This is a genomic window from Mucilaginibacter sp., assembly GCF_036568825.1.
In the GTDB taxonomy this organism is placed as follows: domain Bacteria; phylum Bacteroidota; class Bacteroidia; order Sphingobacteriales; family Sphingobacteriaceae; genus Mucilaginibacter.
In genome coordinates this window covers 1-16,838 of record NZ_DATCRU010000012.1, presented here as the reverse complement: position 1 = coordinate 16,838, position 16,838 = coordinate 1, and the positions used below count along the sequence as shown (strand labels likewise).

The window sequence follows — 16,838 nt, the reverse complement described above, 5'->3', positions numbered from 1 at the left end:
TATGATAAAGAATTATTTAAAGATCGCCTGGAGAAATCTCCTTAAAAACAAAGCGTCGTCAGTGATCAATATTGGCGGGCTTGCTGTGGGTATGGCTGTAGCTATGCTGATAGGCTTGTGGATGTACAGCGAGCTGTCATTCGATAAAAACATCCCAAACCACGACCGCATTGCCCAGGTGATGCAAAACCAGTGGATAAACAATGAAACTGATACCTGGAGCGCCCAGGCTTATCCGATGGGCCCTATCCTCCGGGCACAATACGGTGGCGATTTTAAACATGTCATCATGTCTTCGTGGACCAATGGGCACATCTTTTCCATCGGTGATAAAAATCTGAAAGTGAGTGGCAATTTTATGGAGCCGGGCATTACGGATATGCTATCGCTTAAGATGGTTAAAGGCAGCCGTAATGGGCTGAAGGAGCCAAATTCGATATTACTTTCCCAAACGGCAGTCAAAGCCATTTTTGGTGATGCCGACCCAATGAATAAAATCATCAAAATAGATCATGATGATGTGCTGACCGTTAAGGTGACCGGAGTTTATGAAGATCTTCCCGAAAACTCATCCTTTGGCGATCTGACCTTTATTTCACCATGGCAATTATTAGTAAAAGATCAGCATTACGATACCCGCTTTAATAACCCGTGGGGAGCAAGCTGGTTCCAGACTTTTGTTCAGTTAGCCGATAATGCTGATATGAACCAGGTTTCGTACAAGATCAGGGACATTAAGATGAAGGACCTTCAACGCACTAAAAACAGTGATGCGCGATTTAGGCCTGTTATCTTCCTTCAACCAATGAACAACTGGCACCTTCGCAGTGATTTCAAAAATGGGGTAAACATTGGTGGCGACATCCAGTATGTGTGGCTGTTTGGCGTGATAGGCGTATTTGTATTGCTCTTGGCCTGTATTAACTTTATGAACCTAAGTACGGCACGGTCCGGAAAACGCGCCAAAGAGGTGGGCATACGCAAGTCAGTAGGTTCTGTCCGTAGCCAATTGATTGCTCAATTTTATTGTGAATCGTTGGTAATAGCTGTCTTTTCGCTTTTGTTCGCTTTGATATTTGTACAGCTATCTCTTCCTTTCTTTAATGAAGTGGCTAATAAGAAAATATCCATGCCTTGGGGTAGTCTGGTATTCTGGCTGGCGAGCATAGGTTTTACCTTATTTACCGGGCTTATTGCCGGCAGTTACCCTGCTTTGTATCTATCATCTTTCAACCCGGTAAAAGTATTGAAGGGCACCTTCCGGGCAGGCCGCCTGGCTTCGATACCGCGCAAAGTTTTGGTGGTGGTGCAGTTTACCGTTTCAATCGTATTGATTATTGGCACCATCGTTGTTTTCAACCAGGTGCAGTATGCCAAAGACCGTCCTATCGGTTATAATGTAAGCGGTCTTATGGTCGTGCCCCTGCAAACCGATTACATTGCAAAAAAATACGATGCTATAAAGAACGAACTGTTGAATAGCGGCGTAGTTGCCTCTGTTTCGCAATCACAGACACGTATAACCGATGGCAACTCTACCAATGGCGGCTTTACATGGCAGGGAAAAGATCCTGCTTTGCAGGAAAACTTTAAGAGCCTGGCTGTTTCTCCTGAATTTGGTAAAACCGTTAAATGGCAAATAAAAGAAGGCCGTGATTTTGATCCAGCGCTCAAAAGCGACTCATCAGGCTTTATTATCAATGAGGCCTGCGTAAAATACCTGGGATTCAAAAATCCCATCGGCCAAACCATTACCTGGATTGGCAATGGTAACTACAAAATCATCGGCGTAGTAAAAGACATGGTCACCGAATCGGCTTATCAACCGGTGGAGCAAACTTTTTTTTATCTGCAGAAGAATCTGAACATCGTCGATATCCGGCTCAGTCCTAATACCAGTGCTCATGATGCTATTGACAAGATCGGTGCTATATTCAAGAAATACGATCCTTCTACCCCGTTCGAGTATCAATTTGCCGATGATGATTATGCCAAAAAGTTTGACAACGAAGTACGCGTAGGCAAGCTGGCAAGCTCATTTGCCAGTCTGGCCATCTTTATCAGTTGCCTCGGGTTATTCGGTATGGCGTCGTTTACCGCTGAGCAACGTGTAAAAGAGATCGGTGTGCGCAAAGTGCTTGGCGCCTCGGTATTCAACCTGTGGCAATTGCTTTCAAAAGATTTTGTAGGATTAGTAATTATCTCCCTGATGATCGCCTCACCGGTAGCTTATTACTTTATGCATAAATGGCTGGCAAATTTCACCTACCGTTCAGCTATGGGTTGGTGGATTTTCGCCGCAACCGCCATCGGTGCATTATTGATAACTGTGCTTACGGTGAGCTACCAGAGCTTAAAGGCAGCTACGGCTAACCCAGTAAAAAGTTTAAGATCAGAGTAGCAGTGGCAGCTAAAGTAGCAGTGAGACACCAATAAACCTAATGAACAAGTGAACTAATGAACTAAAACCATGATAAAGAACTATTTTAAAGTTGCGTGGCGGAATCTTATTAAGAATAAGGCGCATTCATTTATTAATATTACCGGACTGGCTATTGGTATGACCGTTGCCATGCTGATAGGTTTGTGGATTTGGGATGAGCTGTCGTATGATAAATATCATAGTAATTATGAAAGTGTCGGGCAACTCATGACCACCCAAACCGCTAATGGCCAAACGGAAACCTTTCCGTCAACAGTGGTGCCGCTTAGCAACGAACTGCGTACCAAGTATTCGGGCGATTTAAAACGTGTTGCCTTAACATGGGAGAGCACACATATCCTTGCTGTAGGAGATAAAAAAATCTCTCAGAATGGGATGTATGCTGAATCTGATCTGCCTGCGATATTATCGCTCGTGATGATAAAGGGAACATATCAGACCTTTAAAGACCCAACCTCCATGCTATTGTCGGCATCAATTGCCAAATCATTATTTGGAAATGCTGACCCTATCAACCAGGTAGTACGTATCGATAATAATGCGACAATGAAAGTAACCGGCGTTTACCAGGACCTGCCGCATAATACCAGCTTCAATGGGATTTTGTTTTTAATGTCCTGGAGCAATGCTGCAAACTGGTGGAATACACAATCAACAGCCTGGAGCAATCATGGTTGCCACATATTTGTGCAATTGAATAACAACGTCAGCTTTGATAAAATATCAAACAAGATCAGGAACATCACCAAGCCTTATTTTAAAATCAATGATGAAACCATGCAGGTATTTCCCATGTCTAAATGGCATTTATATGGCGAGTTCCAGAATGGTAAATCAGTTGGCGGCCGTATACAAATGGTATGGCTATTTGGCACTATTGGCTTATTTGTATTGCTGCTAGCCTGTATCAATTTTATGAACCTGAGCACGGCCCGCAGCGAGAAAAGGGCGAAAGAAGTGGGTATCCGCAAGGCTATTGGTTCAGCAAGGGGACAGCTCATCCGGCAGTTCATGAGCGAATCAATCCTGGTTGCATTTCTTTCTTTTTTACTGACTATTTTACTCGTATCACTGGCTATACCCTATTTTAATCATATTGCTGATAAGGAAGTGGCAATGCCATGGGCCAGTCCCATGTTCTGGCTGATTACCTTAGTCTTTACTTTTTTTACCGGACTTGTCGCTGGCAGTTATCCGGCATTGTATCTGTCGTCCTTCAAACCTATCAAAGTTTTAAAGGGCACTTTCAGGGTCGGACGTTTAGCGGCTCTTCCGCGCAAGATATTGGTGGTGGTTCAGTTTACAGTATCGATAGTTTTAATTATCGGAACAATTATCGTCTTCAGGCAGATACAGTTTGCCCAAAACCGACCAGTCGGATATACCCGCGAGGGCTTAATTACAGTGGACATGAATACGCCTGATATCTATCATCATTATGATATTTTGAGAAACGACCTTATACAAACTGGCGCTGTTAAAGATATGGCCGAATCTAACAGCGCTGCTACCCAGGTATGGTCTAATAATTCCGGATTTAATTGGATCGGTAAAGCGCCAGGCTTCGACCCGACATTTGGTACCATAGCCGTCACTGCTGATTTTGGCAATACGATAGGATGGAAAATTATTGCCGGCCGAGATTTTTCAAGGAATAACCCTGCTGATACCGGCGCGTTTATTTTGAATGAATCTGCAGTAAAGCTTAGCGGAATAAAAGACCCTGTTGGCAAAACCATGACATGGTTAGGCAAAACCCATGTAATTACAGGAGTAGTGAAAAATATGATAATGGAGTCGCCTTATAAGCAAATGGTAGCCACCGTGTTCCATATGCAGCCAGATTGGGTAAACAAGATCACCATCCGGATAAATCCTGCTATACCAATGCAGGATGCGTTAAAGAAGATCGAGCCCGTATTTAAACAGCATAATCCGGGCAGCCCTTTCAGTTATAAATTTGTTGATGAGGAATACGCCAAAAAGTTCTCAGACGAGCAACGCGTAGGCGAACTGGCTACCATATTCTCCGTGCTGGCTATTTTTATCAGCTGTCTGGGCCTGTTCGGTATGGCATCATTCATGGCCGAGCAACGTGTGAAGGAGATAGGCGTACGGAAAGTACTAGGTGCTTCGGTATTCAACCTTTGGCGATTGCTATCAAAAGATTTTGTGGGCCTGGTAGGAATTTCCCTGATAATTGCTTCGCCTGTAGCTTATTATTTTATGCATAAATGGCTGCAGAACTATACCTACCGGGCGTCTATCAGTTGGTGGACTTTTGTCATAACAGCTGCAGGAGCATTGCTTATAACCATACTTACTGTAAGTTATCAAAGCCTGAAAGCAGCGATGGTAAATCCGGTTAAAAGTTTAAGATCAGAGTAGCACTGGCAGTTGCAGTAGCAGTGAGAGACACCAATAAACTAATGAACAAGTGAACTAATGAACTAAACCATGATAAAGAACTATTTTAAAGTTGCCTGGCGGAACCTTGTTAAGAATAAGGCTTCCTCTTTTATTAACATCGGCGGTCTTGCCGTGGGCATGGCCGTTGTAATGCTGATCGGGTTATGGATATACGATGAAGTATCTTTCGACCGATATCATAAGAATTATAATCGCATAGCGCAGGTAATTCAAAATGTAACCAACAACGGCGAGGTGCAAACCTGGTTTTCGGAACCTTATCCATTAGCTGCCGAGCTGCGCAAAAACTATGGCAGCGACTTTAAATCGGTTGTTATGTCTACCGGTATCAATGGGCATATCATTGCACTAGGAGATAAAAAACTGACTAAAAATGGCGCCTATATGGAAGCCGGCGGTCCTGATTTGTTCTCGCTAAAAATGTTAAAAGGGGATAAGGATGCTTTGAAAGATCCATCATCCATGTTGCTTTCGGCATCAATGGCAAAAGCCTACTTTGGCGATGCTGATCCGATTGGTAAAATGCTAAAGGTAGATAACGGGGCGAGTTTAAAAGTTGCCGGTGTTTATGAGGATCTCCCTAAAAATACTACGCTTACTGATATGGCTTTCGTCGGTTCATGGGCTCGCTTTGCTGCTGACGCCCAGCTTAATCAGATGAAAGAGCCCTGGAGGCCAAACTTTGTAAATATTTATGTGCAGTTGACCGACGCGGCTGATTTTCAGAAAGTATCCTTAAAGATAAAGGATGAAAAAATGCGCCATCTAACCGGGCAGATAGCTAAAAAGAAGCCCGTACTGTTCCTGCATCCCATGAGTAAATGGCACCTGTATGATGAGTTCAAAAATGGCCTTAATACTGGCGGGCGCATACAATACGTATGGCTGTTTGGCATCATCGGTTTGTTCGTTCTATTGTTGGCTTGCATCAATTTTATGAATCTGAGCACCGCACGATCTGAAAAGCGTGCACGTGAGGTAGGTATCCGCAAAGCAATCGGTTCACTGCGCGGGCAATTGATCTACCAGTTTTTCAGCGAATCCATACTTTGTGTGATACTGGCTTTTGTGCTGTCTTTGTTGCTGGTGCAACTAAGCATGTCGTTCTTTAATGAGATCGCTGATAAACAGATGTCTGTGCCATGGTCAAGCTCGGCTTTTTGGCTGGCGGCTGTTGCTTTTTGCCTGTTTACCGGTGTGATCACTGGTAGCTACCCTGCATTTTACCTGTCATCTTTCAAACCTATCAAAGTATTAAAAGGCACTTTCCGTGTCGGTCGCCTGGCTGCGCTGCCGCGTAAAGTACTGGTAGTTGTGCAGTTCACGGTTTCAGTGGTGCTCATTATCGGTACTATCGTAGTATACCGCCAGATACAATTTGCCAAAAATCGCCCGGTCGGGTATGATCGGAATGGATTGATATTTATTACGATGTATTCGGACCAAATCCACAAGCATTTTGATGCCATTAAATTGAGTTTATTTAATACCGGTGCGATCACCGAAATGGCCGAATCAGGTGCACCGCCAACAGACTATTCGGGAAGCACCAGCGCTGTTGAGTGGGAAGGCAAAGACCCCAATCTGAGCATTGATTTCAAGCAAAACAATGTTTCCTATGATTACGGTAAAACCATAGGCTGGCAATTTGCCGGAGGGCGTGATTTTTCAAGATCATTCCTGTCTGATTCGGCTGCAGTAGTAGTCAATGAAGCCGCTGTGCGTTTTATGGGATTGAAAAATCCGCTGAATTCGAGTCTTCGATATTATGGCAATAACTTCAAAATTATTGGTGTAGCCAAGGATATGATTGTCGAATCGCCGTACACACGTCCCAATCCAACGGTTTATTTCTTATCAAAAGATCCAAGCAGTTTTGCGCTGGTTAAGATCAATCCAAAAATGAATGTACACGATGCTATCGATAAAATTAGGAATGTATTCAAGAGCTATACGCCTGAACTGCCATTTGATTATCAGTTTGTAGACCAGGATTACGCCAAAAAATTTGGTAACGAAGAACGTATTGGCACACTGGCAAGTTCGTTCGCATCTCTGGCTATTTTTATCAGTTGCCTGGGCCTGTTTGGTATGGCATCATTTATGGCTGAGCAGCGCATTAAAGAGATCGGCGTTCGCAAGGTATTGGGCGCTTCGGTGTTCAATTTATGGCAACTGCTTTCAAAAGATTTTGTGATGCTGGTACTTATCGCATTAGTAATTGCCTCGCCGGTAGCCTGGTACTTTATGCACGGTTGGTTACAGAACTATGATTACCATGCCGATGTTGCCTGGTGGATATTCATCATCACCAGTGCCGGAGCAATGATCATTACTTTACTGACGGTAAGCTTCCAGAGTATAAAAGCGGCTTTGGCGAACCCGGTGAAGAGCCTTCGGTCTGAGTAGTCTTAAGTCGAAAAATCCAAAGTCTTGAGTCGAATCCTGGAGTGAAGACTTTTGACTCAGAACTTTCGACTAAAGACTTATTCATAACCGAACATCAATTGTATCAAAAGCAGACGGCTAAACAGCTAGCCTATCTGCTATTTTATTGATATCCAACATTATTTTACAATGGCATATACTTTGGGCGATTTCAGATCTCAATAAAAGTGACTATCTTAAAAGCTCAAATAACAAATGCCTTATGATCCGGAATTACTTTAGAATAGCCTGGCGTAACCTGAACAAACACAAACTTTTTTCGCTGGTAAATATCTGCGGACTGGCTATCGGCGTAGCCGCATTCTGGATCATTGCATTGTATGTTACCGATGAGCTGAGTTATGACCGCTATAACGAAAAAGCCGATCGTATTTTCCGTGTTGTTCAGCATGGCAAATGGAACACCGGCAGCTTCGACCTGGCTATTACCTCAGCACCTTATGGCCCGACATTAAAAGCCGATTACCCGGAAGTAGAGGATGCCACCAGGATAGACCCTGAAGGCGGCGGCAAGATCATCTATAACGAAAAGCAGATCATGGCGCCCGATGTATCATTTGCTGATAATGGCATATTCAACATATTCACTTACCATTTTCTGGATGGCGATCCGCAGTCTGCTTTATCAAAACCGCATTCCATCGTGCTAACCAAAACACTCGCTCTTAAAATTTTTGGCGATGTATCTTCAGCCGTTGGTAAAATCGTCTATTTTGATAAAAATGATCCGATAACAGTTACCGGGGTTATTAATGATGCGCCTGCCAATTCCCACTTTACATTTAGTGCGTTGCGCTCATTTAATACAAATTATACAGACAGATGGGGCAGCGCGCACCTGTTTACATACGTCCTGCTGAAAAACCATGACGATTACAAAAAGATCGAAGCCGCGTCGCCTGCGTTCTATAATAAATACTTAAAAGCCGATCTGGCTAACATTAATTATCGCATGGAGTTGCAGCCGCTTACTTCTATTCACCTGCACTCTAACCTGCAGTTCGAGATGGGGAGCAACGGTAATATCACCTATGTGTATGTTTTCAGCATCGTGGCTTTGCTAATCCTGAGCATTGCGGTAATCAACTATGTTAACCTCACCACTGCCCGTTCTGTTGTAAGGATCAAAGAGATCGGTATCCGCAAAGTGATCGGCTCTGGTCGTAAACAATTGATGCTGATGTTCTTTTCGGAGTCGGTCCTGTTTACAGCACTGGCTACTACAATTGGGATGGTACTTATTCAGTTCGTATTGCCTTATTTTAACCATCTTTCTGGCAAATCGCTCGATATATGGCAACTAGGTATTGCAAAATCTTTATTTCTGTTTGCAGGCTTTGCCATCATTTCCGGTTTGATCAGCGGTATTTATCCTGCCCTGTTTTTGTCCGGATTTCGTACCATACCTGCAATGAAAGGACAATTGGGTAACCAATCATCTACCATTCTTTTCAGGAAATCACTGGTGACTTTTCAATTTGTCATCACTATCGTGATGATCGTTGGCTCCTGCGTTATTTATCAGCAACTACAATATGTAATGAATAAAGACCTGGGCTTTAACAAATCGCAGATGCTTACTTTTCATATTCATAGCAGGGATGCCCGTAAAAAAATTGATGCAATAAAGACACAGTTATTACAAAGTCCTTTGATCCAAAGTGTTAGTGCAGCAGGCAATCCCATTGGCAATAATGACATCGGTGAAACTGATTTCAATATCGGCCCGGACGGTAATACTGCGCCTGACACCAAGCTAGTTGAACAATTGATAGTTGATGAAGATTTTATTCCGGCGATGCAGATCAAACTATTGCAAGGTCGTAATTTTCAAAAGGGCGTAACAGATTCTGCTCAGAATGCCATTATTGTTAATGAAACCCTGGTGAACGAACTAGGATGGAAAAACCCCGTGGGCATGCGTGTGCGGGCCGGTGTGGACAAAGGTGTTATACAATGGTCAACCATTGTGGGTGTGATAAAGGATTTTAACACCTACTCATTACAACACAAGATTACGCCAATGGAGTTGGTTTTACCTCAAACTGCTAATGACAAGGACAATCTGTACGTCAGGCTGAGCGGTAAAAATATACCCGCTGCATTGTATTACTTAAAAACCGTTTATAGCAAATTCGACCCCGAAAATAAAGTAGATTACCATTTCCTCGACCAAAACTTTGCCAATCAATATCAAACCGAACAAAAGCAAGGCAATTTATTACTCATTTTTACCATACTGGCAATCAGCATCGCTTGTTTGGGTTTATTCGGACTGGTTACTTTTACGGCACAACAACGCGTAAAGGAGATCGGTATCAGAAAGGTTCTCGGGGCGAGCGTCAGCAGCATTGTAACCTTATTAAGTAAAGAGCTGGTTTACCTGGTATTATTAGCTACCGTAATTGCCACACCTATCGCCTGGTTTGCCATGAACAAATGGCTGCAAAGTTTTGCCTACCGTATTGATATGCACTGGTGGGTATTTATCGCCGCCGGATTCGTGGCCATACTGATCGCATTTTTAACCATAAGCATTCGTTCTGTAAAAGCAGCATTGGCTAATCCTGTAAGAAGTTTGCGCTCGGAATAAGTATTAGTTAACCGGTGATCAGTTAATCAGTGATCGGAGGGTATAAAAGCCCCTCTCCTTTGGAGAGGGGTTGGGGTGAGGCTATTGAACTATCAAAGTTTCAATGGAGTGCGGGTTACTGCTCACTTTGGCAGCTTTACCTTTTATCCATAAAAAGTAATCGATCTTTTCGTCGGTCTTGTTCATTACTACAACAGCCAGTTTGCCATCGGGGTTCATATAAGCTGTGGTCAGCAGTTTATCGCGGCTGGCAGCGCTGGCGATGCGTCTCGCACCCGGTTTGATAAATTTTGAGAAATGACCAATGTAATAGTAAGAATTGGTATAGATCAGGTTACCGGATTTGGTATCGGCATGTACCGGCGCAAAGCAGAAATTACCCACATGATTGGGGCCGCCCTGCTCATCCAATAAAACATTCCAGTCACACCAGGCTACCGTACCGTCATTAAAATCATTGATCATCGATGTTCCGTATTTTTCACCTAACGACCAATCGTTCAGCTTGGTGGCGTCGTATCTTTCAGCACAGCCTTCGGTAAATATCAGGTTCTTATCCGGGAATGCCTGGTGAACGAGGGCCACGTTTGCGAAGTTCATACCGGCGCCTGTCCAGGTTTCATACCAGTGGAAGCCTACACCCCAAACATATTTTGCAGCTGCAGGGTCTTCCAGAATAGTACTTGCGCGTTGGTAAAGCAGATCGCGGTTATGATCCCAGACAATTAGTTTTTTGCTTGATAATCCTTGCTTTTGCAGTGTTGGGCCCAGGAAGTTCTTCACAAAATCACGCTCTTCTTCGGCAGTATATAAGCATGATTCCCATGTTTGGGTAGCCATCGGTTCATTTTGTACACTCAGACCCCAGATAGGAATACCTTCTTTCTCATAAGCCCGGATAAATTTACCGTAGAAATTGGCCCAGCTTTGATCATACTTCTTTTCCAGTTTGCCACCATGCAAAACATCATGATTGGTTTTCATAAATCCCGGCGGGCTCCACGGACTAACGAAGATATTCAGCTTGCCACCAGCCGCACCGATTACTTCTTTAATAAAAGGGATGCGATACTTTTTATCATGACTGATATCAAATGTTTTCAGCGCTGCGTCGCCATCTTTAATATAACTATAGCTGTCGCTCGAAAAATCGCAACTTTGGATGTTGGTACGGCCAAAAGTATAGCCAATGCCTTTGGTCTTATCATAATAGGCTGTCAAAAATTCCTTTTGCTTATCCTTTGGCAGCTTGTAAAAAGTTTCTGCTGATGCATCAGTCAACGCACCGCCTATGCCGAGCATAGTCTGAAATTTTTTAGCAGGATCGACAAACACTGCCACTTCGGTTTCAACCGGCTGTGGCTTGTCCTCAAAATACAATGTTTCGGTATTGGTGATACGGTTATCTGAACCCTTTTCGGTCACATAAACTTTAACCGACTTATTTTTTGCAGAGTATTGTTGCGCCTGTTGCGCATTGACTGCCAATACTCCTGTTGCTGTAAAAGCAAGCAGAGCAATAAATTTTCTTTTCATATCAGGGATTTATAGCGGGATTGGTTTAATTATCAAATCTATCAATTTGAAATAATAAACCAATATGGAATATTATTTAATCAGGATATCGCTTTTAAAACTACACTGGAGAAGGGAGGCTCCAAATGGAGCCCAAATATCCTTATTGATACATGCTATAAACAGGCGACTCCCATGGAGTCAATGATTTTGGCGGGAGTTAGCTCCATGGGAGCTTCCCGTTTATAGACAAAAACATGAGTTGGTCAGGCTCCGTAGGTGCCTCCTCTTTTAAAAGCGATTTCATTTAATAATTATGGTAACTGCATCCTGCCCTCTCAATTTCTTGCCAGGCACATCCTTTAACCCATGATCGGTATAGCTCGCTGTAAGCTGATAAGTGCCTTTTTGTGCATCCGGTTTAAAACGGAAATAGCCGTCGGTTCCAACATAATAGTTTACGTTAGGATCAGCTGCATTTTTGGTGATCCATTGAACGATGCTTTTAATATCATTGATAGACAGCTCCGGATGCGGAGGCATTTTTTCCTTACCCCAAATTCCGGTCGAGCCAAATTGAATACGTTTTACCAGGCTATCTATATTAGCCTTAGTAGCCGGATAACGCTTATTGATATCCGCAAATGACGGCCCCATGGCTTTGGTATTAAAACCGTGGCAGGTAACGCAATTAGATGTCATGATGATATTCATGCCATTATTTTGAGGATTCGCCGGCACAGCTTTCCCGTTTTTCAGGTAGCGCACCTCCAGCAATACTTCTTTTGTGTTGATCTCATCAAACTTAGATTCACCATCCTCTTTGTCTGATACGCTGATCTTGTAGGTTACCGATGCATCTTTATCAAAAGAGCTATTATTTTGAGGCGATACGAGCTTTACTACCGGCGGATGATTCTCTTGAAAGTTAATAAAAGAGAAGAAAATCAAACTAAGCAAAACGGAAAAACAGATTATTCTTGGTCTGGTAAATTTCATTGTATTATATTAAAAATCCGAAATCAAGCTTTACTTATTTCCCCGGCCACCCGCTGAGCCGACCGCAGGCATGATTCCATTCCCCTACTCATATTATCAGCATAAGTACCCGCGAAATATATCCGTCCTTCGGGCTGTAATATCTGCGGCCAGAATTTGTGCATCTCTCCTATCGGGAATGGCTCCATTTCGCATACCGGGGCAAATTTATCGCGCGTCCAGTCTACCGTTAAAGCCTGCTCAATAGTATCGTGCTTGCCGGGGTAAACTTGTCTGAATGCCGCCAGCACGCGTTGCGGCGAAAGTCCACCGGGACCAAAGGCCTTCAGGATAACACGCTTTGTATCCACCTGGTTTGTTTCGAGCCAGATGGAGGATATATCCGGGTGCTCAAATTCCATATTGATGCTTTTGATACCATCATCCAGCCAGAATTTGGTGCTGGCTTCAAACACATAAAAAGGGTGCGACGAATAAGCCAGATTATCTACCACATATTGTTTTTCAGCCGAAAGCGGTGGTGTAACCGGAATACTTTTGAATATGGGCAGCGTAATGCAGTTCACCACATAATCGGCATTCAGATCGGTCTCCTTTTCTGCACCGTATGGACGATAGGAAACCGTCACCCCGGTTTTGTTTTGTTTGATTGCGGTTACCGGACTGTTCAGTTTCACCCGTTCGCCTAAACGCTTGGCAAAGGCGATGGGCAATTGCTCATTGCCGTCTTTCAGGTGAAAGGTTTCGCCTTCGGAATAAGGTATCTTCCTGAAATCCATGATCGCAGTTCGCCACAGATAATACAGGGCCGAAGTGTTGTGCCCGCCTAAATGCTTAAGCGCTGCAGGCGAAGCGCCTTCTTTTTTGAATACTTCGGAGATGGAAACTTTATCCAGGTCATCATATCCTACACCGAATGGTTGGTAAACATCGGTAAACTTGCTTAGGTAAGGTTTAACATAATAAGGCCCCAACTCATACATCGGATGTTCAGACAGGAATTTTACTTCTTTTTCGTTATATCCAAATTTGGTGAGCACCGCAGGATCTTTCAACTGTTCAGCAGTATAAAATTTACCGCCGATCATTTTAAGAGCATCCTTATCATAATTGTATTCTGAACCTTCTGCATTGGGGTACGGAATTGCAGTCAGCTTAAATTCTTCTATGTATTCAAAAAATCGTTCGTAGCCTGGTTTGGTGATATGGTCGGCGCCATAATCAGCATAAAGGCCATCGGATAGGCCATCCCGGCCGGTGAAAACATGCCCGCCATATCTTCCTGAGGCTTCCAGTACTGTCACTTCATGACCCGCTTTCATCAATTCATAAGCACAGCAAAGCCCGGTAATGCCCGCGCCCGCGACGATCACTTTTTTAGCAGCGGGCCGCAATGTTTCTGCTGATAATAGCTTAGGTGCCACAACTACCCCGGCACCGGCGATCAGGGTATCTTTTATAAATTTCCTTCTTTTGATTTTTCTCATAGGTATTGTTAAAACTGATTAATAGGCTTAATATCGTAATAATCTTTTATACCCGTCAATCAACCTAAAATTATGCTGAAAAAACTACTCTTCGCCGTCCTTATTTCTATGCCTTTTATCGTTTCGGCTCAAGAAAATACACTGCCTCCAATTCCTATGAGGGAACATATTGTGTATTATGAAAAGTTCTACCATATAAAAAGTGCGTTGAGCAAACAGCAGGTGATTAGCAACGCAATCCAATGGTTTAAAGAAGCTTTCCCCGGTCAGCCGGCGGCAACCTATAATAAAAATGAACAACCTGCAGCAGTAAACGGGACAGGACTTTTTAAAGTGAATACAACCGCTGGAAATTATTATTGGTTAAGATTTAAAGTAAGTATGATTCCTGGCGATGGTATACTGACCTTCAGGGTATATAATGTTTACGAAAAGCCGATTGAAAAAGGCATCACAAATGAGTTTTCAAAGATTGAATATCGTTGGTGGGATTATAGAAACGGGCATCCATGGTCGGCAGACGATAAGCCTTTGTTTAATGGTTTGGATTCAGGTGTAAATGCCTTATCCGTTTCGTTGGAAAAGAAGATAGGTAAATTGCAGGCGCCGCGCTTCCGTGCTCTGGCATTGTATTCTACCAATGTTGAGGCTGACCATGTGGACTTTGCTTACGATGCGATCAAATTCTACAACAAACTCGCAGCTGAAAAAGGTTTTGTGATGGACACGACTTCCAACTGGGAAAAGCTGAATGATGATAATCTGAAGAATTATCAATTGGTGATCTGGCTGAACGAATTTCCGCATAACGAAGCCGAAAGACGTTCGTTTGAAAAGTTCATGAGCAACGGTGGTGCATGGCTTGGCTTCCACGTGTCGGGCTATAATGATAAGGATACGCATTGGCCATGGTTTGTTGATTTCATGGGTGGCGCTGTTTTTTACAACAACAACTGGCCTCCGCTTCCTGCCAAAATGATCGTTGATGATAACAAGCATCCGGTAACCAAGAATCTGCCTAAAACCTATACTGCACCAATCAACGAATGGTATGGCTGGAAACCTAATCCACGGGACAATAAAGATGTAAAGGTGCTGGTAACCCTTGCAACATCCAACTATCCGTTAGGCAAAAAGGATGTAATCCGCGAGGGCGATATCCCCGTAGTGTGGACCAACACCAAATACAAAATGTTGTATATGAACATGGGGCACGGAGATATGAACATGACGTCGGCTTTGCAGAATAAAATGTTTGAGGACGCCATTTTATGGCTGGATAAGAAATAAAATCTTAAGCCGTCTTCAGATATTTATAGATCAACGCCCCATAAATCAACAAACCACCTGCCGAGATAATAGCGCTTATCGTGATAGCATGAACAATTGCTGTTGCTCCGCCGTTAGTCATTGCACCAAATATAGCTACACCGACTGCACCCGCAGCTTGACGTGTGGTATTCAACACTGCCGATGCAATGCCTGATCTTGTTTTATCGACGGTAGATAATATGCCCGTTGTCATTGCAGGAACTGCCAAACCCATGCCTAAGGGGATAGTAAAAAAAGGGATAAACAACTGCCAATACGGTGTATTATCCTTTGCGATCAATAGCATAACAAAACCTGCCACAAAAATGGCGATACCAATCAATATCGGGATACGTGTTCCATACCTGGGCATCATTTTACTGCTTACTAAGTTGGATACGGTAAATCCTGCTGTTAGCGGCAAGAAGGCTAATCCGGCATTAAGTGAAGAATAATGCAGTACTTGTTGAAGGTATAAACTCAAAATGAAGATAGTCCCATAATAGGCACCGTTAAACAGCATGCCCAATCCAACCAAAAAGTTAAAGTTGGATATCTTGAAAAGATCGAGCGGCAATATCGGAGCCTTTGCATTTTTCTCAATCCGGAGGAATATAAACAAGGCAATAATACTGAAAATAATTCCGCCGTAAATCAACGGATGCTCAGGGCCCAAATGATGCCATTCGATAATAGAAGCGATCAGCGCAGTAAGCGCCAGCATCCAGGTGAATTGACCTGGTATATCGAAACCCTTATTGGGTTGGCGACCATTTGTTAATAGCTTGAAACTGCACAGTATACCAACCAAACAAATAGGCAGGTTCACAAAAAAGATCATCCGCCAGCTACTGATATGCATCAGCAGTCCGCCAAGTATTGGCCCGGCTGCCATCGCAACGCCTCCCGCAGCGGTCCACAACGCTACCGCACGTGCACGGTCATTTGGCTGGTGCGAAAAGTTATGGTTTAAAATAGACAAGGAGCTCGGTATCATAATAGCCGAGCCAATACCTTGCAATACTCTAAAGCCTATCAAACTGATCGCACTCCATGATATTCCGCATCCCAAAGATGCGATACCGAATATGAGTAACCCCAATTGAAATATCCGTTTTGAACCCAACAGATCACTCATCCCTCCTGCTGAAAGCATAAATACAGCAAAGGCAATGGTATAAGCATCTACGATCCACTGTAGTGCACTTACCCCGGCTGAAAAAGATTTCGATATCTGCGGTAAAGCAACATTTACGATAGAAACATCAAGCTGAGATACTACAAAAGCCAGACTGGCCGTACCCACAATAAATCCAAATGAAAGTGATTTATTAGTCGTCATGCGGGCAAAGGTAAGTTTCTCCCCTATCCGATCTATCACGGAAAGCTGATGAATGAAAAACTTACACTGAAAAGAAATAAGAATTTGGAAGCGGCATATAAATAGAAAAAGGCGGGTAGGGTGATTAGACCCCCAAAAAGTTAGACACTATTTGGGGGCATTTTATGAGAAAGAACAAGAAGCATAATCCGGCATTTAAGCTGGATGTTATTAAAGAGTATCAATCCGGGGAGTCACTCAGCTCACTGGCAAAAAAATGGGGTTTGTCGC

General features: G+C 43.3%; 9 protein-coding genes. 5 read left to right on the top strand and 4 right to left on the bottom strand.

Translation table 11 applies throughout. The annotated features are described in order from the left end of the window. The first annotated feature begins 1 nt into the window (after position 1). The 4 genes from VIM89_RS02795 (at position 2) to VIM89_RS02780 (ending at position 9,914) form a co-directional block, all read left to right on the top strand. A complete protein-coding gene (locus VIM89_RS02795) occupies positions 2–2,401 on the top strand; it encodes an ABC transporter permease (RefSeq protein WP_488154607.1) in 2,400 nt (799 codons plus the stop codon). A gap of 69 nt (positions 2,402–2,470) precedes the next feature. Then, the gene (locus VIM89_RS02790) at positions 2,471–4,831 is read left to right on the top strand and encodes an ABC transporter permease (RefSeq protein ID WP_488154606.1); all 2,361 of its coding nucleotides are present in this window, start codon (positions 2,471–2,473) and stop codon (positions 4,829–4,831) included. A 69-nt stretch (positions 4,832–4,900) separates the two neighbouring features. After that, the gene (locus tag VIM89_RS02785; protein ID WP_488154605.1) at positions 4,901–7,282 is read left to right on the top strand and encodes an ABC transporter permease; all 2,382 of its coding nucleotides are present in this window, start codon (positions 4,901–4,903) and stop codon (positions 7,280–7,282) included. Positions 7,283–7,523: 241 nt separating this feature from the next. Next, positions 7,524–9,914, top strand: coding sequence for an ABC transporter permease (locus VIM89_RS02780; RefSeq protein WP_488154604.1), 2,391 nt, complete (start codon positions 7,524–7,526; stop codon positions 9,912–9,914). Positions 9,915–9,995: 81 nt separating this feature from the next. Here the strand turns inward: VIM89_RS02780 and VIM89_RS02775 are convergent, their stop codons facing one another. From VIM89_RS02775 to VIM89_RS02765, 3 genes are all read right to left on the bottom strand, one after another. Further along, positions 9,996–11,450 (bottom strand): glycoside hydrolase family 30 protein, encoded by a 1,455-nt coding sequence (locus tag VIM89_RS02775; protein ID WP_488154603.1) that lies wholly within the window; start codon positions 11,448–11,450, stop codon positions 9,996–9,998. Between the two features lie 282 nt (positions 11,451–11,732). Continuing rightward, complete coding sequence (locus VIM89_RS02770; protein ID WP_488154602.1) at positions 11,733–12,428, bottom strand: c-type cytochrome; 696 nt, start codon at positions 12,426–12,428, stop codon at positions 11,733–11,735. Between the two features lie 23 nt (positions 12,429–12,451). Beyond that, on the bottom strand, positions 12,452–13,915 hold the full coding sequence (locus VIM89_RS02765) for a flavin monoamine oxidase family protein (RefSeq protein ID WP_488154601.1): 1,464 nt from the start codon (positions 13,913–13,915) through the stop codon (positions 12,452–12,454). A 72-nt stretch (positions 13,916–13,987) separates the two neighbouring features. Here VIM89_RS02765 and VIM89_RS02760 point away from each other — a divergent pair, with 72 nt between their 5' ends. Next, a complete protein-coding gene (locus VIM89_RS02760) occupies positions 13,988–15,205 on the top strand; it encodes a ThuA domain-containing protein (protein WP_488154600.1) in 1,218 nt (405 codons plus the stop codon). Positions 15,206–15,209: 4 nt separating this feature from the next. Here the strand turns inward: VIM89_RS02760 and VIM89_RS02755 are convergent, their stop codons facing one another. Continuing rightward, positions 15,210–16,568 (bottom strand): MFS transporter, encoded by a 1,359-nt coding sequence (locus tag VIM89_RS02755; RefSeq protein ID WP_488154599.1) that lies wholly within the window; start codon positions 16,566–16,568, stop codon positions 15,210–15,212. Positions 16,569–16,838: the final 270 nt, after the last annotated feature.